Annotated in this window: 20 protein-coding genes, 1 rRNA gene and 1 riboswitch; of the genes, 15 read left to right on the forward strand and 6 right to left on the reverse strand. The window is 70.2% G+C overall.

Going from position 1 to position 22,138, the window contains the following annotated elements; translation table 11 throughout:
• The 11 genes from rrf to ACFVFR_RS07800 all read left to right on the forward strand — a co-directional run.
• Positions 1 to 98 (forward strand): 5S ribosomal RNA (gene rrf / locus ACFVFR_RS07750); the annotation flags it as partial.
• Positions 99 to 299: 201 nt separating this feature from the next.
• Positions 300 to 908, forward strand: a complete 609-nt coding sequence (locus tag ACFVFR_RS07755) for a CDP-alcohol phosphatidyltransferase family protein (protein WP_383698794.1) — start codon at positions 300 to 302, stop codon at positions 906 to 908.
• 116 nt (positions 909 to 1,024) lie between these two features.
• A complete protein-coding gene (locus tag ACFVFR_RS07760; protein ID WP_383698795.1) occupies positions 1,025 to 3,520 on the forward strand; it encodes a sugar phosphate nucleotidyltransferase in 2,496 nt (831 codons plus the stop codon).
• Positions 3,521 to 3,683: 163 nt separating this feature from the next.
• Positions 3,684 to 4,613, forward strand: a complete 930-nt coding sequence (locus ACFVFR_RS07765) for a DUF881 domain-containing protein (protein ID WP_383698796.1) — start codon at positions 3,684 to 3,686, stop codon at positions 4,611 to 4,613.
• Positions 4,610 to 4,942, forward strand: coding sequence for a small basic family protein (locus ACFVFR_RS07770; protein WP_176165418.1), 333 nt, complete (start codon positions 4,610 to 4,612; stop codon positions 4,940 to 4,942). The genes ACFVFR_RS07765 and ACFVFR_RS07770 overlap by 4 nt, the downstream gene beginning before the upstream one ends.
• 5 nt (positions 4,943 to 4,947) lie before the next feature.
• Entirely contained in the window at positions 4,948 to 5,964 is a 1,017-nt protein-coding gene (locus tag ACFVFR_RS07775; RefSeq protein WP_383698797.1) for a DUF881 domain-containing protein, read from the forward strand.
• A gap of 151 nt (positions 5,965 to 6,115) precedes the next feature.
• Positions 6,116 to 6,925 carry an FHA domain-containing protein gene (locus tag ACFVFR_RS07780; protein WP_383698927.1) on the forward strand — a complete coding sequence of 270 codons (810 nt, stop codon included), beginning with the start codon at positions 6,116 to 6,118 and terminating at the stop codon, positions 6,923 to 6,925.
• A gap of 26 nt (positions 6,926 to 6,951) precedes the next feature.
• Positions 6,952 to 7,692 carry a MerR family transcriptional regulator gene (locus ACFVFR_RS07785; RefSeq protein ID WP_383698798.1) on the forward strand — a complete coding sequence of 247 codons (741 nt, stop codon included), beginning with the start codon at positions 6,952 to 6,954 and terminating at the stop codon, positions 7,690 to 7,692.
• A gap of 54 nt (positions 7,693 to 7,746) precedes the next feature.
• The gene (locus tag ACFVFR_RS07790; RefSeq protein ID WP_014044725.1) at positions 7,747 to 8,220 is read left to right on the forward strand and encodes a bifunctional nuclease family protein; all 474 of its coding nucleotides are present in this window, start codon (positions 7,747 to 7,749) and stop codon (positions 8,218 to 8,220) included.
• 168 nt (positions 8,221 to 8,388) lie between these two features.
• Positions 8,389 to 9,003 (forward strand): MerR family transcriptional regulator, encoded by a 615-nt coding sequence (locus ACFVFR_RS07795; protein ID WP_383698799.1) that lies wholly within the window; start codon positions 8,389 to 8,391, stop codon positions 9,001 to 9,003.
• 35 nt (positions 9,004 to 9,038) lie between these two features.
• On the forward strand, positions 9,039 to 10,532 hold the full coding sequence (locus tag ACFVFR_RS07800; protein ID WP_383698800.1) for a DNA polymerase IV: 1,494 nt from the start codon (positions 9,039 to 9,041) through the stop codon (positions 10,530 to 10,532).
• Here ACFVFR_RS07800 and ACFVFR_RS07805 read toward each other — a convergent pair.
• Positions 10,515 to 10,925 carry a PRC-barrel domain-containing protein gene (locus ACFVFR_RS07805; RefSeq protein ID WP_383698801.1) on the reverse strand — a complete coding sequence of 137 codons (411 nt, stop codon included), beginning with the start codon at positions 10,923 to 10,925 and terminating at the stop codon, positions 10,515 to 10,517. The two genes, ACFVFR_RS07800 and ACFVFR_RS07805, sit on opposite strands and share 18 nt — an antisense overlap.
• Before the next feature lie 121 nt (positions 10,926 to 11,046).
• Positions 11,047 to 11,145: riboswitch (glycine riboswitch) on the forward strand.
• Between the two features lie 184 nt (positions 11,146 to 11,329).
• Here ACFVFR_RS07805 and gcvP point away from each other — a divergent pair.
• A complete protein-coding gene (gene gcvP, locus ACFVFR_RS07810) occupies positions 11,330 to 14,215 on the forward strand; it encodes an aminomethyl-transferring glycine dehydrogenase (protein ID WP_383698802.1) in 2,886 nt (961 codons plus the stop codon).
• Between the two features lie 219 nt (positions 14,216 to 14,434).
• Here gcvP and ACFVFR_RS07815 read toward each other — a convergent pair whose 3' ends face one another.
• Together ACFVFR_RS07815 and ACFVFR_RS07820 are read right to left on the reverse strand one after the other, a co-directional pair.
• Entirely contained in the window at positions 14,435 to 14,641 is a 207-nt protein-coding gene (locus tag ACFVFR_RS07815; protein ID WP_383698803.1) for a DUF5999 family protein, read from the reverse strand.
• A gap of 309 nt (positions 14,642 to 14,950) precedes the next feature.
• The gene (locus ACFVFR_RS07820) at positions 14,951 to 15,547 is read right to left on the reverse strand and encodes a hypothetical protein (protein WP_383698804.1); all 597 of its coding nucleotides are present in this window, start codon (positions 15,545 to 15,547) and stop codon (positions 14,951 to 14,953) included.
• A gap of 505 nt (positions 15,548 to 16,052) precedes the next feature.
• Here ACFVFR_RS07820 and ACFVFR_RS07825 point away from each other — a divergent pair.
• Complete coding sequence (locus tag ACFVFR_RS07825) at positions 16,053 to 17,555, forward strand: glutamate-cysteine ligase family protein (RefSeq protein WP_383698805.1); 1,503 nt, start codon at positions 16,053 to 16,055, stop codon at positions 17,553 to 17,555.
• 409 nt (positions 17,556 to 17,964) lie between these two features.
• A complete protein-coding gene (locus ACFVFR_RS07830) occupies positions 17,965 to 18,762 on the forward strand; it encodes a CPBP family intramembrane glutamic endopeptidase (protein WP_383698928.1) in 798 nt (265 codons plus the stop codon).
• On the opposite strand, the gene ACFVFR_RS07835 is transcribed toward ACFVFR_RS07830, so the two are convergent.
• From ACFVFR_RS07835 to ACFVFR_RS07845, 3 genes are all read right to left on the reverse strand, one after another.
• Positions 18,740 to 19,585 (reverse strand): PhzF family phenazine biosynthesis protein, encoded by an 846-nt coding sequence (locus ACFVFR_RS07835; protein WP_383698806.1) that lies wholly within the window; start codon positions 19,583 to 19,585, stop codon positions 18,740 to 18,742. The genes ACFVFR_RS07830 and ACFVFR_RS07835 overlap by 23 nt on opposite strands.
• Before the next feature lie 189 nt (positions 19,586 to 19,774).
• Positions 19,775 to 20,434 (reverse strand): class I SAM-dependent methyltransferase, encoded by a 660-nt coding sequence (locus tag ACFVFR_RS07840; RefSeq protein ID WP_383698807.1) that lies wholly within the window; start codon positions 20,432 to 20,434, stop codon positions 19,775 to 19,777.
• Between the two features lie 232 nt (positions 20,435 to 20,666).
• Complete coding sequence (locus ACFVFR_RS07845) at positions 20,667 to 20,924, reverse strand: hypothetical protein (protein WP_383698808.1); 258 nt, start codon at positions 20,922 to 20,924, stop codon at positions 20,667 to 20,669.
• A gap of 527 nt (positions 20,925 to 21,451) precedes the next feature.
• Between ACFVFR_RS07845 and ACFVFR_RS07850 the strand changes: the two genes are divergently transcribed.
• The gene (locus ACFVFR_RS07850; protein ID WP_383698809.1) at positions 21,452 to 22,138 is read left to right on the forward strand and encodes a HEAT repeat domain-containing protein; all 687 of its coding nucleotides are present in this window, start codon (positions 21,452 to 21,454) and stop codon (positions 22,136 to 22,138) included.

Genomic DNA, 22,138 nt, shown 5'->3' on the forward strand with positions numbered 1-22,138 from the left:
GGGAAACGCCCGGTCTCATTCCGAACCCGGAAGCTAAGCCTTTCAGCGCCGATGGTACTGCAGGGGGGACCCTGTGGGAGAGTAGGACGCCGCCGGACAATCTTTGAGAAGAGGCCTTTGCCCGGAGATTCCGATCTCCTGGGCAAGGCCCTTTTCGCGTTTGCCGAGAGTGTGCTGAAGCCCGCTTTCGACGCCTCCGCCGTACTGAAGCGTGCGCACGCACCCCTGGTGCGCGAGATGTCCCCGCGTACGGGTAAAGTCGGGGGGCATCATTGGCACGTTCCACAGGAGGCCCCCGGGTGGAGGTCCAGGAGACACGCGTCCAAACCGACCGCGTGCTCACCATCCCGAACATCCTCAGCATGGCACGCCTCGTTGGCGTTCCACTGTTCCTGTGGCTCATCCTGTTGCCCGAGTTCGGAGGCCCCAAGGCCGATGGGTGGGCGTTGCTCGTCCTCGCGTTCAGCGGCGTCAGTGACTATCTCGACGGCAAACTCGCGCGGCGCTGGAACCAGATCAGCAACCTCGGCCGACTTCTCGACCCCGCTGCCGACCGGCTGTATATCCTCTCGACCCTCGTCGGTCTCACCTGGCGGGAAATCCTGCCGTTGTGGTTGACCGCGATACTGGTCGCCCGTGAACTGCTCCTTCTGGTGATGGTCGGCATCCTGCGTCGGCACGGCTATCCGCCGCCGCAGGTGAACTTCCTCGGCAAAGCGGCGACGTTCAACCTCATGTACGCATTCCCCCTCCTCCTTCTGAGCGACGGAAGCGGCTGGCTGCCGACGCTCGCTGCTGTTTTCGGATGGGCGTTCGCAGGTTGGGGTACGACCCTCTACTGGTGGGCAGGAATCCTGTATGTGGTTCAGGTTCGCCGACTCGTCACGGCGGACACCGCAGCCGGCTGAGCTCGCTGATGCGCCAGCCCTGTAAGGGCCGGATTGCCCTGACGTGAAATCCAGTGGGCTATCTGGGCGGGCGAAGTCGGCATGACCGTCGTCTCTTCAAGGAGGACGCTTCCGACATGAAGGCCGTCGTGATGGCCGGTGGCGAGGGAACTCGCCTGCGGCCGATGACTTCAAGCATGCCCAAGCCGTTGCTGCCGGTGGCCAATCGGCCCATCATGGAGCACGTGCTGCGTCTGCTCAAGCGCCACGGTCTGAACGAGACCGTGGTGACCGTCCAGTTTCTTGCCTCACTGGTACGGAACTACTTCGGTGATGGCGAAGAACTCGGCATGGAGCTCACCTATGCCAACGAGGAAAAGCCGCTCGGTACTGCGGGAAGCGTCAAGAACGCGGAAGAAGCGCTGAAGGATGACGCGTTTCTCGTGATCTCGGGCGATGCGCTCACCGATTTTGACCTGACCGAGCTCATCAACTTCCACAAGGAAAAGGGCGCGCTCGTCACGGTCTGCCTCACTCGGGTTCCCAACCCGTTGGAGTTCGGCATCACCATCGTCGACGAGAGCGGCCGGGTGGAACGGTTCCTGGAGAAACCCACCTGGGGTCAGGTCTTTTCCGACACGGTGAACACCGGTATCTACGTCATGGAACCCGAGGTCTTCGACTATGTCGAGGCCGACACCTCCGTGGACTGGTCCGGAGACGTCTTCCCGCAGTTGATGAAGGAAGGCAAGCCCATCTACGGCTACGTCGCCGAGGGCTACTGGGAAGACGTGGGCACGCACGAAAGCTACGTGAAGGCGCAGGCCGACGTCCTGGAGGGCAAGGTCGACGTCGAGATCGACGGCTTCGAGATCTCGCCCGGCGTATGGGTCGCCGAAGGCGCCGACGTGCACCCCGACGCCGTTCTCCGGGGCCCCCTGTACATCGGCGACTACGCCAAGGTCGAAGCTGGCACGGAGATCAGGGAACACACCGTCGTCGGCTCCAACGTCGTCGTCAAGAGCGGTGCCTTCCTGCACAAGACCGTCGTACATGACAACGTCTACGTGGGACAGCAGTGCAATCTGCGGGGCTGTGTCATCGGGAAGAACACCGACATCATGCGAGCCGCCCGTATCGAGGACGGGGCGGTGATCGGCGACGAGTGCCTCATCGGTGAGGAATCCATCGTCCAGGGAAACGTGCGCGTCTACCCGTTCAAGACGATCGAAGCCGGCGCATTCGTCAACACCTCCGTCATCTGGGAATCCCGCGGGCAGGCGCATCTGTTCGGAGCGCGTGGCGTCTCCGGCATCCTCAACGTGGAGATCACCCCCGAGTTGGCCGTACGACTGGCGGGGGCCTACGCGACGACGCTGAAGAAGGGGTCGACCGTCACCACGGCGCGTGACCACTCGCGTGGCGCGCGGGCCCTCAAGCGGGCGGTCATCTCCGCGCTCCAGGCCAGCGCCATCGACGTGCGCGACCTGGAGAACGTGCCGTTGCCCGTGGCTCGCCAGCAGACGGCCCGGGGAAGCGCCGGTGGGATCATGATCCGTACGACCCCCGGCGTGCCCGACTCGCTGGACATCATGTTCATCGACGAGCGGGGCGCGGACCTCTCACAGGCCGCGCAGCGCAAGCTGGACCGGGTCTACGCACGTCAGGAGTACCGGCGGGCCTTTCCCGGCGAGATCGGCGACCTGCGCTTCCCGGCCAGCGTCTTCGACTCGTACACCGGCTCGCTGCTGCGCGCGGTGGACACCACCGGCGTGGCAGAGGCCGGCCTGAAGATCGTCGTCGACGCTTCCAACGGCAGCGCGGGGCTCGTCCTTCCCAGCCTCCTGGGCAGGTTGGGTGTGGACGCGCTCACCATCAACCCCGGCCTGGACGAGTCGCGTCCCACCGAGACAGCCGATGCCCGTCGGTCCGGGCTGGTGCGCCTCGGCGAGATCGTGGCCTCCGCGCGTGCGGCCTTCGGCGTCCGGTTCGACCCCGTCGGCGAGCGACTTTCGCTCGTGGACGAACGAGGACGCATCGTCGAGGACGACCGCGCGCTCCTGGTCATGCTCGACCTGGTGGCGGCCGAGCGGCGCAGCGGACGAGTCGCGATGCCCGTGACCACGACCCGGATCGCGGAGCAGGTCGCCGCGTACCACGGCACGCAGGTGGACTGGACGACCACGTCGCCGGACGATCTGACCCGTGTGGGACGGGCGGAGACCACCATCTTCGGCGGCGACGGGCGTGGCGGGTACATCATTCCCGAGTTCAGCAGTGTCTTCGACGGCACGGCCGCCTTCGTCCGGCTGATCGGCCTGGTGGCGCGTACGCAGCTGACCCTGAGCCAGATCGACGAACGCATCCCGCGCGCCCACGTCCTGCGTCGCGACCTGGCCACCCCGTGGGCGGTCAAGGGCCTGGTGATGCGCACGGTGGTGGAGGCAGCCGGGGACCGGTCGGTGGACACCACGGACGGGGTGCGCGTCGTGGAGTCCGACGGCCGCTGGGTCATGGTGCTGCCCGACCCGGCCGAGGCCGTCACCCACCTGTGGGCGGAGGGCCCGGACGACGCGTCCGCCGGGGCGTTGCTCGACGAGTGGGCGCACGTCGTGGACACCGCCGGCCGCTGATTCCGTGGCGTAGTGGGCCCGGTGCGGGGCGCGGGAGAGGGCGCCCCGCACCGGGCCCGCGCCGGACCGGAGCCGGCTCCGTCCTCGCGGTGCGCCACCGCCCACGGGCCCCGCCCGGCGCGCCGGTGGGGCCATTGGGTCACGACGCTCCCGACGTGCGACGATGTGCGGCATGCCGCAGCCGCCCCCCATTCGGAGCACCGCGTCACAGCGTCCGCGCCCCGATGCGTCCATGTCGCTGTTGACCAACGTGATGGATCACAGCCTGGACGACGGGTACGCCGAGGCGGCGGCGCGGCGCGAGGCCGAGGGCAAGCAGGGGCTGCCGCGTTCGGTGAGCGCCAAGCTGTGGCTGGCCGCCGGACTGGTCCTCACCACGATCGTGGTGACCATCGGCGCGGCCGAGACGCGGATAGCGGCGCCCACCGTCGCCAAGGAGCGCCAGGAACTCATCGACCGGATCGAGTCGGAGACCTCGACGGCCGACACGCTGGAGGACGACGTCGACGCGCTGCGCGACGAGGTCGGCGAGCGGCAGCGCGCGGCCCTGGAGAAGCACGGCGGTGACAAGGGCGAGCTGGTGGCCCTGCTCGCCGGGGCAACCGAGGTCCAGGGCCCCGGAGTCAAGCTGGTCATCGACGATGCCGAGGGAGCCGACGGCGGGGGCGGCGGGCCGCGCGAGAGTAACGGCTTCTCCGACACCGGCCGGGTACGCGACCGCGACATGCAACGCGTCATCAACGGTCTGTGGCAGTCGGGAGCCGAGGCCATAGCGGTCAACGGTCAGCGGCTGACGGCCCTTTCGGCGATCAGGGCCGCGGGGGACGCCATACTGGTCGACAACAGGCCACTGGTGCCGCCGTATACGGTGCTCGCCGTGGGCGACGGGGAACGGCTGCGCTCGACCTTCGAGAAGAGCGCGGACGGCCGGTACCTCAAGGTACTGAAGGAAAACTACGACGTTCGCGTACGGACCTCCGTCGAGGACGAGGTGCGCCTACCGGTCGCCCCAAGCCTCATCGTGCGCAGCGCGGAGCCATATGCCGGTGCCGCGAAATCGAACGACACCGACACAGGAAAGGGCACATCTTGATCGCCGTACTGGGCCTCGTCGTGGGAGTCGTGGTCGGGCTCGTGGTCCGCCCCGTGGTACCAAACGCCGTCGAGCCCTACCTGCCGATCGCCGTCGTGGCCGCGTTGGACGCGGTCTTCGGTGGCTTTCGCGCGATGCTCGACGGGATCTTCGACGACAAGGTCTTCGTCGTATCGTTCCTCTCCAACGTCGTGGTGGCCGCCCTGATCGTGTTCCTGGGCGACAAACTGGGCGTCGGCGCGCAGCTCTCCACCGGTGTCGTGGTGGTGCTGGGCATTCGCATCTTCTCCAACGCGGCCGCGATCCGGCGGCACATCTTCAGGGCGTGAGGGCGATGTCCGACGACGAGATTCCCGAGGGCTCCGAGGCGTCGCGCCAGGAACGGCGCGAGGAGACCGAGCGGCCCGAGAAGCGAACCGGGCCCGAGCGGCGCGCGGAGTCCGGGCAGCCGAAGGGTACGGGCGGGGAGACGGGTCCGGAGCGGTCGCCCGCGAGGGACACGGACACGGGGGCCGGTAAGGAGCCCGGTCGTCGCTTCGCCGGGCTGCGACGCGAGCTGCCGGCCGAGCGTCCCGCGCCCCGCTCCTCCACGCACCGCCAGCCGCTTCCCGAACCTCCCGTACCGGACGGGTCCGTGACGGGACGTCAGCGGCTGCTGGCGAGCGTGTGGCCGCCTCGGGTGACCCGACCCCAGCTCACCGTCGCGCTGCTGCTGTGCGTTCTCGGGCTCGGCCTGGCCATCCAGGTGCGCTCGACCAACGAGAGCAGCGTGCTGCGCGGGGCGCGCCAAGAGGACCTGGTGCGCATCCTGGACGAGCTGGACGATCGCACCCAGCGCCTCGAAGACGAGAAGCAGCGTCTCGTCGGTCAGCGCACCGAGCTGGAGAACAGCTCGGACCAGGCCGAGGAGGCCCGCCGGCAGACCCGGGCCAAGGAACAGCAACTGGGCGTGCTCGCGGGTACGGTTGCGGCGCAGGGCCCCGGTATCACGTTGCGCATAGACGACACGCGTGGCGCGGTGGAGGCCGACATGCTGCTCGACGCGATCCAGGAGCTGCGGGCGGCGGGAGCCGAGGCCATCCAGATCAACGAGGTGCGCGTGGTGGCCAACACGTACTTCGCCGACACGGACAAGGGCGTCGAGATCGATGGCCACCGGGTGAACCAGCCCTACGAGTTCACGGTCATCGGCAAGCCCGAGGACCTTGAGCCCGCGCTCAACATCCCTGGTGGGGTAGTGCAGACTCTGGAGAAGGAGCGCGCGAACGTGTCAATCAAGCGACACGAGAAGATCGTCGTGGACGCCTTGCGATCGGCGAAGCGGCCTGACTACGCTCGGTCGTCATCGTGAGGAGCGAGGGGTATATGGGGGACCCGTGCCGCGGGCGTGCCTCAGCGGGGGGTCGACGCACCAGATACGGGGTGCGTGAGGGAAACTGTCTGGTGGTCACGGACGTTGTGAGGGTGTCCGGGTCGGCCGGCGTGTGTATTGAGGGTTTGTCCTGCCCCACGGGCGGGTCTGTTTCAGTCAAGGGGAATCGCCCGTGAAGTTGTTTGCGAAGTTGTTCGGCAAGAGCGCGCGCCCGGAGGGCGGGTCCGCCCGCCATCGAGGTCGCGCTGCCGAAGGTGGCGGGGCTCAGGAGGAGCGCCCGCTGTTCCGGGATCAGGTCGGTGACCAGCCCGGTGGCCACGGCGCGTCGTCTGTTGACCCCGCCGGAGCAGGGCCCATAGGTTTCGGAGAACGATCAGCCTCGAGTGCGGGTGGAGGGTCCGGGGTGCCGGTTTGCCCTAGGTGCGGGCATCAGGCCAGCGCGACCAGTAAGTTCTGCTCCAACTGCGGCACGCCGCTGCGGGCGGGAGCGACCCCCGAGCGAGCCTCGGAGACCACGTCCACGATCTCGATCTCGGGCCTGGAAGCGTACGACTCCGAGACCACGGGCCAGACCCCGCTGCCCTCGCTGACACCGGAGGCCCAGGCCGCGGTGGACGCGCTGCCGGCGGGCTCGGCCCTCCTGGTGGTGCGGCGCGGCCCGAACTCGGGCAGCCGCTTCCTCCTGGACAGCGAGCTGACGACGGCCGGGCGTCACCCGAACAGCGACATCTTCCTGGACGACGTGACGGTCTCGCGTCGGCACGTGGAGTTCCGTCGCGGTTCCGACGGCGGTTTCTCCGTCGCTGACGTCGGCAGCCTCAACGGCACCTACGTCAATCGTGAGCGCATCGACGCGGTGCTGCTCAACAACGGCGACGAGGTGCAGATCGGTAAGTACCGGCTGGTCTTCTACGCCAGCCAGCGGGGATTCGGCATCTGAGCGACCACGGGAGCCGAGGAAGGTTCATGCGTCACTCACCGTCGGGCGGTGCCGGGCACGGCACCGCCCCCACGGACGGTCGCCTGATGAGCATCGGCGCCGTGTTGAACCTGCTTCGGGACGAGTTTCCCGAGGTCACGATCTCGAAGATCCGCTTCCTTGAGGCCGAGGGGCTGGTCGAGCCGCAGCGCACCCCCTCGGGGTACCGGAAGTTCTCCCGGGCGGATGTGGAGCGGCTCGGATACGTACTGCGTACGCAGCGGGACCACTACCTGCCGCTCAAGGTCATCCGGGAGCATCTCGACGCCCTGGAGCGCGGCGAGCAGGTGCCGCTGCCCGCCCCTGCCCAGCCGCGCGACCTGCTCGACGGCGAGGCGCCGGCGGCGGACGAGCCGACGGCGGCCCGTATCGGCCGGGCGGAGCTGCTGGCCGCCGCCGAGGTGGGGGAGGCCGAGCTGACCGAGTGGGAGTCGTACGGGCTGCTGTCCGCCGCCTCGGACGGCGGATACGACGTGGGCGCGGTCGCCGTGGCCAAGCTCATCGCCGATCTTGGCAGGGCCGGCCTCGAACCGCGCCATCTTCGGGCCATCAAAGCGGCTGCCGATCGAGAGGCCGGCCTGGTCGAGCAGCTCGTCGCACCCCTGCGGCGACACCGAAACCCGCAGACCAGGGCCCATGCGGAGGCTACCGCGCGGGAGCTGGCGGGACTGTCCGTACGCCTGCACGCCGCGCTCGTGGAAACGGCGCTGCGGGTCAGGTTGCACTGAGTGCCGTGGGTGCCCGACTACCCAAACCGGCCGGCCAGGTCCTAGGGTTGCTGTGTGAATGAGCTCGACGTCGTGGGTGTCCGGGTGGAAATGCCTTCCAACCAGCCGATCGTGCTTCTCCGTGAAGTAGGAGGCGACCGGTACCTGCCCATCTGGATTGGGCCAGGAGAGGCGACCGCCATCGCCTTCGCGCAGCAGGGCATGGCCCCCGCGCGACCACTGACCCATGACCTTTTCAAGGACGTCCTGGAGGCGGTGGGACAGGAACTCACCGAGGTCCGCATCACTGACCTGCGTGAGGGTGTCTTCTACGCGGAGCTGGTGTTCGCCAGCGGGGTGGAGGTCAGCGCCCGGCCGTCGGACGCCATAGCGCTGGCCCTGCGCACCGGAACGCCGATCTACGGCAGCGACGGTGTGTTGGACGACGCGGGCATCGCCATCCCGGACGAGCAGGAGGACGAGGTCGAGAAGTTCCGTGAGTTCCTCGACCAGATCTCTCCGGAAGACTTCGACACCAACAGTCAGTGAGTCGCTGACGGCGGGTGCGACGGGGCATTCGGGCAGCTCTTCCCGGCAGAGTGTCACGGGAAACCACTCCCAGGGTGATTATCACTCGGCGTGCCGAGTGTGGCGATCGTTGACGCACCCCAGGTGACTGCCTACCGTCGAGAAGGCAGGTCAAGGACGGAGGTCGGCGTGAGAAGCACCGGCGACGGCACGGCGGCGGGCGGTCCGTATCCGCTTCACGGAGGCGGGACCGGATCGGCATCCGGGCACCCGATCGCGGCACGGGCCGTGACGCCCGGGGAGCCCGCGTCCGACGACGTCGGCTACCGCGGACCCACGGCGTGCGCGGCGGCGGGCATCACCTACCGACAACTCGACTACTGGGCCCGTACCGAGCTCGTCGAGCCCAGCGTGCGACCGGGCTACGGCTCCGGCAACCAGCGGCTCTACAGCTTTCGCGACGTCGTCGTGCTCAAGATCGTCAAGCGGCTGCTCGACACCGGCGTGTCGCTGCAGAACATCCGCACCGCGGTGCGGCACCTGCGCCAGCGCGACGTCGCCGACCTGGCGCAGATGACGCTGATGAGCGATGGGGCGACGGTGTACGAGTGCACGTCGCCCGACGAGGTCGTGGACCTGCTCCAGGGGGGCCAGGGCGTGTTCGGCATCGCGGTGGGCGTGGTGTGGCGGGACGTGGAGTCGGCCCTCGCGCACCTGCACGGGGAGCGCGTGGACACCGGCGAGACGCTGCCCCGGCACCATCCGGCCGACGAGTTGGCGAGGCGGCGCAACCGCGCGGTCTGAGCCCGAATGTCAGTGGCGTACGGCACTATCGAGGTGTGAGGGGTGCGCCAACAATCCTGCATCTGGACATGGATGCCTTCTACGCGTCGGCGGAGCAGGCGTCCAAGCCCAGTTTGCGCGGGAAACCGGTGATCGTCGGGGGACTTGGGCCGCGAGGCGTCGTCTCCACGGCTTCGTACGAGGCACGTGTCTTCGGGGTGCACTCGGCCATGGCGATGGCGCAGGCGCGCCGGCTGTGTCCGAACGCCGCTTACCTCACCCCGCGTTTCTCGCTGTACCGACAGGTCAGTGAGGCGGTGATGAGCCTGCTGACGGAGCTCTCGCCGCTGGTGGAGCCGCTCAGCTTGGACGAGGCGTTCGTCGATCTGGAGGCCGGTGGTGTGGAGCCGACCCTGGAGGCCGCCCGGCGGGTCGGGGAGCGGTTGCGCGCCGACATCGTGGCGACCACGGGGTTGTCCGGGTCGGTGGGCCTGGCCGGGTCCAAGATGCTGGCCAAGATCGCCTCGGAGCAGGCCAAGCCCGACGGGATGGTGGTCATCGAGCCGGGCACGGAGCTGACGCTGCTCGGGCCGATGTCGGTGCGGGCCATTCCCGGCGTGGGTCCCGCGACGGCCGAGGCGCTGCGGCGCGCGGGCATCCACACCGTGGCCGAGTCGACCGAGGCGGGCGAGGCGGAGCTGGTCAGGCTGCTCGGCAAGGCGCACGGCGCCTCACTGTTCGCCCTGGCCAGCGGTCGGGACGACCGCCCGGTCGTCGCCGATCAGGAGACCAAGTCGGTGTCGGTGGAGGACACCTTCGACGAGGACCTGACGGATCGCGCGCGGGTGCAGTACGAGGTGGCCCGGCTCGCGGAGCGGTGCGTCGAGCGGCTGCGCGGGGCCGGCAGGTCGGGGCGTACGGTCGTGGTGAAGGTGCGGCGGTACGACTTCTCGACGCTCACCCGATCCGAGACCCTGCGCGGGCCCACGGACGACCCCGCGGTGGTGCGGGAGGCGGCTCGGCGGTTGATCGACGGCGTGGAGACCAGCGAGGGCGTGCGGCTCCTGGGCGTCGGCGTCACGGGCCTGGCCGACTACACGCAGGAGGACCTGTTCGCGCAGGCGGCCACGGAGCGTGAGGCGCTGGACGGGGCGCGACAGGCCCAGCGGGAGGCGGCGGGTCCTGAGAGCCCGGAGGCCGCGGACAGGCCGGAGAGCGCCCCACAGGACCCCGTACCGGAGCCGTCAGCTCCCGAGCCGCCCCGACGTTGGATGCCGGGGCTCGATGTGGTGCACACGGAGTACGGCGCCGGCTGGATTCAGGGCAGCGGGGTCGGTCGGGTGACCGTGCGGTTCGAGCAGCCGTGGTCGCGGCCGGGTCGGGTGCGCACGTTCGCCGTGGACGACCCGGCGCTGGTGCCCGCCGAGCCGCTGCCGCTGATCCGCCCGGAGATACCCACCGCCGTGCCGTCGCCGGGAGTCCCGGTCGTACACGTCGACACCCGCGGCCACCCGGTGGCCGGCACCCGGGCGTCAGCTTTCGGGGGCTGAGGCGTCGGGTCCCTGTCCCTCGCCGGAGCCGGCGATGTGTCCGAATCCGGTGTCCGGCGGAACGCTGTGGTCACCGCGTCGCGAGGTGTCGAGCCCGTAGTGCCGGTAGAGCTGGACCTCCTGCTCGGGCGAGAGGTGCCGGCCGACACCGAGGTCGGGGGCTCCCCTGATCAGAGCGCGATCGAAGGGGATGCGAAGTACCTCGTCGACCACCTCGCTCGGCTCCAGCGGGACGAACACGTCCCGGCCGAAGAGGCCGGTGCGCACGGCCGCCCACTCGGGTTCGCCCGTCGCGTCGTCGAGGTAGACCTCGTCCACCGTGCCGATCTTCGTGCCGTGGCGGTCGAGCGCCTTGCGGCCTATCAAGTGCCGAGGGTCGGTGTCGATCCGCACCGTCCATCACCTCCGTAAACGTGATTCCTGCCCCCTAGACACCTACGTAAGGCCAGATCAAGCCGACCGGCCACTTGAGGGTTCAGCTCAGAGCCCCGCTGGTAGGCTGGTGAACGGCTGTCGACCCCGTGCGGGAGAGCTCTCCGTCGCAAGCTGGCGGGGGCGCCGAAGGAGCAAATCCTCCCCGGAAACTCTCAGGCACACGTACCGTACGGACGAGGTCACTCTGGAAAGCAGGGCGGGTCACGGCCGGCGTCATGCCGTAACCCCTCCTCACCGACGGTGCAAGCCGGATCGCTACGCGGACCGGTGAAGCTCTCAGGTTGAGATGACAGAGGGGGAGGCCGTATGGGTACCAGCGCCTTGGTGCCCCCGAAGGTCGCATGACCAGGAGGCCTCCGCAGATGACCGCACACCGCATCTCCCTGACCGAGTTGGAGCGCGGCACGCCCTTCGACGAGCGTCACATCGGGCCTGACCGTGAGGCGCAGGCCAAGATGCTCGCCCAGATCGGTTTCGGCTCGCTGGACGATCTCACCGCCGCGGCCGTGCCCGACGTGATCAAGAGCGCCGAGGCGCTGCGTCTGCCCGACGCCAGGACCGAGGCCGAGGTGCTCGCCGAGCTGCGTGGGCTCGCCGACCGCAACGAGGTCGTCACGCCCATGATCGGCCTCGGCTACCACGGCACGTTCACACCGCCGGTGATCCTGCGCAACGTGATGGAGAACCCGGCCTGGTACACGGCGTACACGCCCTACCAGCCCGAGATCTCCCAGGGGCGTCTCGAGGCGCTGATCAACTTCCAGACCGTCGTCTCGGACCTGACCGGGCTGCCCACCGCCAGCTCCTCCCTCCTGGACGAGGGCACCGCCGCCGCGGAGGCCATGGCGCTCTCGCGGCGGGTCGGCAAGGTCAAGCAGGGCGTCTTCCTCGTCGACGCCGACTGCCTGCCGCAGACCATCGCCGTCATCCAGACCCGCGCCGAGCCCACGGGCGTGGAGGTCGTCGTCGCGGACCTGTCCGACGGCATTCCGGACGAGATCGCCGAGCGCGGCGTCTTCGGCCTGTTGCTCCAGTACCCGGGGGCCTCCGGCGCGCTGCACGACCCGCGTGCCGTCATCGAGCGGGCCCGCGAGCTCGGGGCGGTCGTCACCGTGGCCGCCGACCTGCTCGCCCTGACCGTGCTGACCTCGCCCAGCGAGCTCGGCGCCGACATCGCCGTCGGCAGCACCCAGCGCTTCGGCGTGCCGCTGGGCTTCGGCGGCCCGCACGCCGGGTTCATGGCCGTCAACGACAAGTTCGTCCGCAACCTGCCGGGTCGCTTGGTCGGCGTCTCCGTGGACGCGGACGGCGACAAGGCGTACCGGCTGGCACTCCAGACCCGCGAGCAGCACATCCGCCGCGAGAAGGCCACCAGCAACATCTGCACCGCTCAGGTCCTGCTCGCCGTGATGGCCGGGATGTACGCCGTCTACCACGGCCCCGACGGCCTGGCCGCCATCGCCCGACGTACCCACCGCTACGCCACGGTGCTCGCCGCGGGGCTGCGGACCGGCGGGGTCGAGCTGGTGCACGAGGCGTACTTCGACACGCTGACCGCGCGGGTGCCGGGCCGGGCCGCCGAGGTGGTGGCCGCCGCTCGCGAGGCCGGCATCAACCTGCGGCTCGTCGACGCCGACCAGGTCGGCATCGCGTGTGACGAGACCACGGGCCGGGCGCAGCTCACCGCCGTGTGGGGCGCGTTCGGCATCGACGCCGACGTGGACGCGCTGGACGCCACCGTCGTCGACGCGCTGCCCGAGTCGCTGGTGCGTACCAGCAACTACCTCACCCACCCGGTCTTCCACCAGCACCGTTCCGAGACCGCGATGCTGCGCTACCTGCGCAAGCTCGCCGATCGGGACTACGCGCTGGACCGCGGCATGATCCCGCTCGGCTCGTGCACCATGAAGCTGAACGCGACCACCGAGATGGAGCCGGTGACCTGGCCGGAGTTCGGCGGTCTGCACCCGTTCGCGCCCATCGAGCAGGCGCAGGGTTACCTGACCCTGATCAGGGAGCTGGAGGACCGGCTCGCCGAGGTCACCGGCTACGACAAGGTCTCCCTCCAGCCCAACGCCGGTTCGCAGGGCGAGCTGGCGGGTCTGCTGGCCGTACGCGCCTACCACCGCGCCAACGGCGACGAGCAGCGCACCGTGTGCCTGATCCCCTCCTCGGCGCACGGCACCAACGCCGCGAGCGCCGTGATGGCCGGGATGAAGGTCGTCGTGGTCAAGACGAGCGAGAACGGTGAGGTGGACACGGAGGACCTGCGCGCCAAGATCGACAAGCACAGCGACGAACTGGCCGTGCTCATGGTCACCTACCCGTCCACGCACGGTGTGTTCGAGGAGCACATCAGCGACATCTGCGCCGCCGTGCACGACGCGGGCGGTCAGGTGTACGTCGACGGCGCCAACCTCAACGCGCTGGTGGGCCTGGCGAAGCCGGGGCACTTCGGTGGCGATGTCTCGCACCTGAACCTGCACAAGACCTTCTGCATCCCGCACGGCGGCGGCGGCCCCGGCGTGGGCCCGATCGGTGTCCGCGCGCACCTGGCGCCGCACCTGCCCAACCACCCGCTCCAGCCCGAGGCCGGCCCGAAGACGGGTGTGGGCCCGGTCTCCGCGGCTCCCTGGGGCTCGGCCGGCATCCTGCCCATCTCCTGGGCGTACGTGCGCCTGATGGGCGCCGAGGGGCTGCGTCGTGCCACCCAGGTCGCGGTGCTCAACGCCAACTACATCGCCAAGCGGCTCGAACCGCACTACCCGGTGCTGTACACGGGCCCGGCCGGGCTCGTGGCCCACGAGTGCATCATCGACCTGCGGGAGCTGACCAAGGAGACGGGTGTCAGCGTCGACGACGTCGCCAAGCGCCTGATCGACTACGGGTTCCACGCGCCGACGATGTCCTTCCCCGTCGCCGGAACGCTCATGATCGAGCCCACGGAGAGCGAGGACCTGGCCGAGATCGACCGGTTCTGCGCGGCGATGATCGCCATTCGCGGGGAGATCGCCAAGGTCGGTTCGGGCGAGTGGTCGGCGGAGGACAACCCGCTGCGTAACGCGCCGCACACGGCGGCCACGATCGGCGGCGCGTGGGATCACGCGTACGGCAGGGACGAGGCGGTCTTCCCGGCCGGTGTGTCGGCCGCGGACAAGTACTGGCCGCCGGTGCGCCGGATCGACGGCGCCTTCGGCGACCGCAACCTGGTCTGCTCCTGCCCGCCGCCGGAGAGCTACGAGAGCTAGCGGGCCCGGCGTGGTGCGTCCACGTCGGTGACATGCGAGGGGGCCGGTTCGGCGGAGACGCCGGGCCGGCCCCTGCTGTGTCGTGCCGCGCGCGTGGTGCGTTGGTGCCCTACGCGGATGGTGCCGCGGCGGGTCGCCGTACGGCCCGCCGCGTGTTCACGGCTCGTGTCGTACGGCGACGATGTGCCTGTCGGCCGGTGCCCGCGTCGACGGCGCGGGTCAGGCGGCGGTGGCGACGTGCTCGGAGCTGAGGGGTCGGTGCGGGTCGATGACCTGCCCGTTGGGCAACAGCTCTCCGGTGTCCTCGAAGAGCAGGACCCCGTTGCACAGCAGACTCCAGCCCTGCTCGGGGTGGTGGGCCACGAGATGGGCCGCCTCCCGGTCAGCGGATTCGGCTGTCGGGCACGGTGGTTGGTGCTGGCACATGGAAGGGAACTTTCGCTGTGGTGTGGTAGCTGTCCTGCGGCTCGGTGCGGTGTCCATTGCCGCCCCCCGTAACTGTTGATTGGTCTCAGTCTTGCCCTGCGAGCGTGTTTTCGCAGGCATTTAGCGGCAGCGCTTGTCTCTGGTGGAAGACGCCTCACCCATCGGGATGGTTGTCATGGCATGAACCACCCCGACGGGTGGTTTGTGGTAGCCGGCATGCACTAGTCCCTTCGGGGGAACGCGCCGGACGCCGGCAGCAGTGCGCCCCGCGACGAGGTGTCGCGGGGCGTCACGGGCGGTTCCCGAAGGTCAGGCGGGCGACCCCAGAAGGGGGCTCGGGGCCAGCCGGAGGGTCAGGAGCGGCAGCAGGTCGTTGACCTGGTGCGGCCGGTTCGGCGCGATGCCGGGCGGCGCGGGAGCGAGCGGCACCAGCAGGTCGGTCGGCGCCGGGTGACCGGCATCCGGCTGGGCCGTCGTGTCGCGGTGCAGCCACAGGGTGAGCATGTACAGCTCGGGCACGGACAGCAGCCTGGGCTGGTACGCGGCGGGCAGGGCTTCCGCGTGCCGCAGGGACCGTTCGGTCGAGGCGACGTAGGGCCCCTCGCAGAAATGCGAGAAGGCCCAGCCGTCAGGCGTGAGCATCGCCTCGGCGGCGGCGACGGCGTGACCCGAGCCCGCGATCAGAAAGCGCCAGCCGACGAGCCGAGTGGTGGGCGTCGCCGCCCGTCCGTCGCGCGGTGACACGCGGTCCAGGACGTGGAGCGGGAGCGGGTGCTCGGCGGCGAGCGGTCCCGGTTCGGAACGCAGGGCCGGGGTGCGGGCCTCGTGAACGGCGGTGGGGGAGCCAAGGGCCGCGAGGACGCCGCGTAACGCGGGTGCCGGGGCTGGGGAGACATGCAGCGGCATAGTCGCCTCTCACTTCGAGACAGGTGCTACGGGGGATGCGGACGGCACTGTCTGTGCGTGGGGTCGGAGGTGGGCCGGAACCGATTGCCGGGTCGCCACTCTCCGCCTCGATGGGCGAGTTTATACGACAAGTGTTCCCTTTGCCTTTACCGGAACTCTCGCGGTCAACTCGACAAGGCCCTATTCGGACCTTGTGTTGGGATGGTTGATCCGTTTCTGTGTCGTCCGCCGTGAGGCTGACCGTGGCTTTTATGCCGGAGGTAAAAGGCCGAAACTCGCCTGTCTTTTCTGCTTCGAAATGGGAGCCGAGGTGCTAGGCCGACGTGGGGCGTCCCGATGTGCCGGTGAGTTCGATATCGGGAGCTTAGTCGTCCCACAGCCTGGACGGGGCGTTATCGATCACACTGCCTGGGCATCATCGACCGTGACTCATCGCGGCCTTCGCACCCGAGCCGGGCCCCGGGCGGCTGGCGCGGCCGTGACCCCGTCTAGGAGGGACGCTTCTATGGGTGAGAAGGTCGTGGCAGGCCGGTTCGACCTCTCCGATCGACAGCGACACCGCGAAAAGCTCGGGCAATGCCTTGAAGCTTTCGCCCGACTGCTGAAAGAGAAGCGATTCGCGCGCCCCAAGAACCTCATGGGCCTGGAGATCGAGCTGAATCTCGCAGGTTCCGACGGCATGCCGAGGATGTTGAACGACGAGGTATTGGAACGTATCGCGAGCGGGGATTTCCAGACGGAGCTCGGCCAGTGCAACCTTGAGGTGAACATCGTCCCGCACCGCGTGCACGGGCGGGTTTTTGACCAGTTGTCGGAGGAATTGCGTACCGTCCTCGCCTATGCCGACAGAAAAGCCGGTGAGGTCGCCGCCGGCGTCGTCATGATCGGCATCCTGCCCACCCTGACCGCGCACGACCTGGTGCCGGCGAGTCTCTCGCGGGCCGACCGGTACCGGCTGCTCAACGACGAGATGCTCGCCGCCCGGGGCGAGGACTTCACCATCGACATCGCCGGAGTGGAGCGGCTGACCTGCACGTCGGCCTCGATAGCGCCGGAGGCCGCCTGCACCTCGGTGCAGTTACACCTTCAGGTGACGCCGAGCAGGTTCGCCGACGTGTGGAACGCGGCGCAGGCCGTGGCGGCGGTGCAGATAGCGCTGGGGGCCAACTCGCCGTTCCTCTTCGGCCGGGAGCTGTGGCACGAGTCGAGGCCGCCGCTGTTCGTGCAGTCCACCGACACCAGACCGCCGGAGTTCACCGCGCAGGGCGTACGCCCCCGCACCTGGTTCGGAGAGCGCTGGATCGATTCTGCACAGGACCTCTTCGAGGAGAACCTCCGCTACTTCCCGCCCCTGCTGCCGATCAGCGGAGACGAGGACCCGCTGAAGGTGCTCGACGGCGGCGGCGTCCCCGAACTGGCCGAACTGACGCTGCACAACGGCACCATCTACCGCTGGAACCGGCCGGTGTACGCCGTGACCGAGGGCGTACCGCACCTGCGGGTGGAGAACCGGGTGCTGCCGGCGGGGCCGACCGTCACCGACGTCATGGCCAATACGGCCTTCTACTACGGCCTCGTCAGGGCCCTGGCCGACCAGTCGCGGCCGGTGTGGCGGCGGCTACCGTTCGCGCTGGCCGCGGACAACTTCGACGCCGCCTGCCGCGACGGCATCGAGGCGGACCTGCACTGGCCCCGCCCGGGGCGCTCCGGCTCGGTGGCGCGCGTACCGGCCGCACGGCTGGTCCAGGAGGAACTGCTGCCGCTGGCGGCGGCCGGCCTCGACGCCTGGGGCGTGGAACCCGCCGACCGGGATCGCTACCTCGGGGTGATCGCCGAACGCTGTCGCCGGCGGGCCAACGGCGCCTCCTGGCAGACGGCCACCTACCATCGCGCCCTGGACGCCGGCCTGGCCAGGGAGGACGCGCTGGCCGCCATGACCCGCCGCTACTGCGCGCTGATGCGTACGGGGCACCCGGTGCACACCTGGCCCGTGGGGGTCGGCGACTGACGGGGGCCGCCTCCCTCAGGGGCTGACCGCGCTCCTCGGCCGCGCCCGGCCTCGCAACCCGGGTGCGGCCGAGCCACTGACGGCCGAGCCACTGACGGGTGAGCGTCCGACGGGTGCGCCGGGGTCGGCGGCCTGGGGCGGGGCGGCGTGCCGGTGGCCCCGGGGTTCGCCGCGGGGCGCGGGCCGGCCGCTGGTGGGGTGTGCCCGGTGACGGCCGGCGCCGGCGTACGACCTCGGGGTGTCGGGTGCGCCGATCGCGAGTGATCGGCCAGGTCCGAAGGCGTGGGCCCCTGTGTCGTGCCGGGTGTGGGCGTCAGGCAAGCTAAGACCTCCGGGTGGGATGCCCCGCGTCGCGGGCGTGGGAGCATCGCGCTGTTTTGGCTGGTCGAACCTTGGAGGCAGGGCAGTGGTGCGGTCGCAGGCGCGTGAGGTGACCGGCCCCGCACCGGACGGGCTCTCGCGGCGCGTCCTGGGCACCGAGGTGCTGCTGGTGTTGGCCGTGTCCCTGGGGGCCAGTGGGCTGTCCGCGCTGATCGACTTCATCGGTTCGGCCACCGAACCCGGGGGGCTCAGCGACCAGACCGCCAACCTCAACACCTCCGCCGCGCCCGGACGCCCCTGGCTCGATCTGGCCTGGCAGCTCTTCGGGATCACGACCGCGCTGGTGCCCGTCGCGCTCGTGGCCCACCTGCTGCTGCGGGAGGGCTCGGGGTTGCGCGCGATCGGCTTCGACCTGCGGGCGCCCCGCTTCGACCTGGGGTGGGGGGCCGTGGTCGCGGCGTGCATCGGTGGCTCGGGGTTGCTGCTCTACATCGGAGCGCGCGCCGCGGGGGCGAACCTGACCGTGGTGCCCGAGTCGCTGCCGGACGTGTGGTGGAAGTACCCGGTGCTCGTCGCCTCCGCCGTGCAGAACGCGGTGCTCGAGGAAGTGATCGTGGTCGGGTACCTGCTGTCGCGACTGAGGCAGTTGGAGTGGGGGCCGATGGCGGCACTCGCCGCGAGCGCGGTGCTGCGCGGCTCGTACCACCTGTACCAGGGCATCGGCGGGTTCTTCGGCAACCTGGTGATGGGCGTGATCTTCGTGCTGCTGTATCGGAAGTGGGGGCGGGTGGGTCCGCTCGTCGCCGCTCACGCGCTCATCGACATCGTGGCCTTCGGTGGCTACGGACTCCTTGAGGGCAAGGTCAGCTGGCTGCCGGAGCAGTGAGCAGCTCCCCGTCGAGGACGGTGACGGCCTCGCCGGTCAGGAGCGTACGGGCGCCGCGCAGCCGGACCCGCACGCGACCGCCGCGGGCCGAGACCTGAAGCCCGGTCAGTTCGGTGCGGCCGAGGCGGGGCGCCCACAGCGGTGCCAGGGCCGTGTGGGCGCTTCCGGTCACCGGGTCCTCGTCGATACCGGCCGAGGGCCCGAAGAAGCGCGACACGAAGTCGTGATCGCCCGGAACCCGGGCGGGCGCGGTCACGATCACGCCTCGGTGGGGGAGCCGGGCCACCGCCGCCAGGTCCGGGCTCAGCGCGCGCACGGTGGCCTCGTCCGCGAGTTCCACCAGCAGGTCACCGACCTGTGGCCCCGTGTCGTGGCAGGCCAGGACCGTCGCGCCGAGCGCGGCGCCGACCTCGGCAGGGACCGCCACCGGGGTGAGGGGCGCGGTGGGAAAGTCGAGTGTGATGGCGGCGGGTGACGGGCCGTCGGTGGCCGCATCCGGGGTCGCGGTGAGTATCCCGCTGTGGGTGGCGAAGCGGACCGGTCCGGTGATGGCCCCGGTCGTGTGCAGGACATGGGCGGTGGCCAGCGTCGCGTGTCCGCACATGGCGACCTCGGTGGTCGGGGTGAACCAGCGCAACGCCCAGTCGGCGTCCGGTGCCTCGGGGAGCGGATGAGCGAAGGCGGTCTCCGACAGGTTGATCTCGGCGGCCACCTGACCGAGCCAGCGGTCATCCGGGAACGGGCCCGAGGGGAGCAGGACGACCGCGGCCGGGTTGCCGGCGAAGGGGCGGTCCGTGAAGGCGTCGACGATACGCATACGCATGGATCGACCCTAGGTGGCCAGCCCCGACGCCGACCAAGGCCAATGCGGCGCGAGTGGCCTGGGCGCGACGGGAGAGGAGGTGGTGGGAGGAGAGCCTTACGTGAGGGCGAGCCCGGGTGGAGGCGCGGCCTGGGGGCGTGGTGCGCCCGGCGCTGAGCGTGGGCGGAGAAGAGGTGTGGCGGTGCCCGTCTACGGGCGTTCGGGCTTGGTCGCGAAGAAGGTGGCGACCGCTCTGGTCGAACCCGGGGCGGGCTCCTGCACCAGACGGGCGGTGACGGTGAGGCCGGCCCGCTCCAACAGCCCGGCGACGCGCTCGGCCGGCACCAGGTGGGACGCGTAGGACACCGGATGGCCACCGTAGGCCCGCGTAGGGCGTATGCACTCGTCCGCTCCCACGTAACCGGCCAGCATCAGCTGGCCCCCGGGTGCCAACGTGCGCTGGAACTCGGCGAAGACGACCGGCAGCAGGTCCGGCGGCGTGTGATGGGTGGCGTAGTAGGCCAGGGCACCGCCGAGCGTGGCGGTGCCGATCGGCAGTGCCGTCATCGATCCGACCGCGAAGCGCAGACGCGGATGCGCCCGGCGGGCCAACGTGACCATCTGCGGGGAGAGGTCGACGCCGTACGCGGACAGCCCGAGGCCCGCCAGGTGTGCCGTGACCTTGCCGGGGCCACATCCCAGATCCGCTACCGGCCCGCGCTCGGCGGACCGTATGACCTCGGCGAACGCGGACAGCATCGCGCGGGACAGCGGGTCCAACTCGCGCGGGTGTCTGACGAGTTCCGCGTAGGCGACGGCGACGGTGTCGTACGAGTCCCGCACGGCAGCGAGATAGGAAGCTTCGGTCACGTGAGCGACTGTAGGGGAGACCACTGACAATCGGCCGGCGGGTCGGTCCGGGGCCGGTTCGGCGACGCGTTCGCCGCCGGCTCGATCGCTGGGTGAGAGGTGTGTGGCGGGGCCGGACGGCGAGGCTCGGGCGACGAGTGGCGCGCGTCGAGGCCGTAGACGACGGCGCTGCGACCCAGCGACAGGGCGTGGAGCACGGACCGCGCGCCCCGCCTGTCTGGCCGCCGTCCGCCTACGGGTTCGGGTCGCGCCGCCGGGCGGCGTACAGCCGGCTGCCCCAGCGGTTCTGCAGTGTCAGTACCGCCACGCACCCGCCGAACAAGGGGCCGAGCCAGCCCGGCAGGGACAGCAGCGTGACCACCACGGTCACCAGAAGCACCGAGACCACGGCCGCGGCGATGTCGGTCACGGCGGCTGCGCGGCCACCGGGTCGGGGGTCTCCAGCGAACCCGAGCAGCCTGCGCGGGTCCCGTGCGGGCGGTCGGGTCATGAGGTCCCCCTGGCCAGGTGGCCCGCAGCCGCGACGAACACGTCACCCCGGGGGCGACCGCCGACCCGCACCAGGTGTGCCCCTGTCGGCGGGCGTCGGCGGGGTGAGCCGGGCACGACGAGAGCGGACCGGGTGGGGGGCGCCGTGCGCGGCGGCGCGGCAGCCACTGGTACGGGGACACGGCCCGTGGCCAGGGGCCGGGAGAGGCTTCGGCGCGACGCGCGCATACACATCCTTGAACCAGGGGCCAACCGTCGAGGGGCGAGGCCCAGGACGGAACCTCACCATGATCCAACCCTGTGGGGGAAGAGACGAGAAGGGTCCAAAGGCCCCTGTCCCGGACTGAAGGCTGACGGCGGTGCGCGGTGCGGGACGGCGCCCCGTGCGCCCCACACGACGCGTACGTCCCCCACGCCGCGCGCACGGGAGTGGGCCCGGCTCGCGGAGCACATCGGCGCCCCATTCGACCTTCGGCTTGACCTTGACACGATGACAAGCCCTTGACTGCGGGCAAGGAGGTGGCCCCGATGACCACGATGCCACGACAGGACACGCCTACGGCGCGAGCCCTTCAGGGGTTGGCGAGCGCCAGCCCGTCGGTCCGGCTACGAGCCGCGCTCGCGATCGGCACGAGCCCGGACCCGCGATGCGTCGACCCGCTCGTCGAACGGTGCGCGATCGAGCCCGAGTTCTCCGTACGCGACATGCTCACCTGGGCACTTACCCGTCACGCGCCGTCGCTGACGGTCCCACGGCTGGTTGCCGAAGTGCGCTCGGAGCGGGCGCGGGCGCGCGCTCAGGCGTTGCACACCCTGTCCAAGATCGGCGATCGGCGAGCATGGCCGGCGATCACGCGGGACCTGCTGACCGACACCGACGACGAGGTGGCGCGGACCGCCTGGCGCACCGCGGTCGTGCTCGCGCCTGAGCGCGAGAGGACCGCGCTGGCCGCCGTATTGGCGACACAACTCGGGCGCGGCGAGAGGGAGACGCGGTTGAGTCTGAGTCGGGCGATAATCGCGCTCGGTGAGGTGGCCGCGCCCCTCTTGCGTGTCGCGATGGCAGGGGCCGATTCCCCCGCTCGTCAGCACGCTGTCGCCACGGAGCGGCTCTGGCGGAATCCGGATGCCGGATACGCGTGGGCGGTGGAGGAGGCGAAGCGTGTGGTGGCTTTGGGAGCGACACGTCCGAGGACGGAAATGCCGGAGGGCTGA

It is taken from the genome of Streptomyces sp. NPDC057702 (assembly GCF_042799315.1).
Classification (GTDB): Bacteria; Actinomycetota; Actinomycetes; order Streptomycetales; family Streptomycetaceae; genus Streptomyces.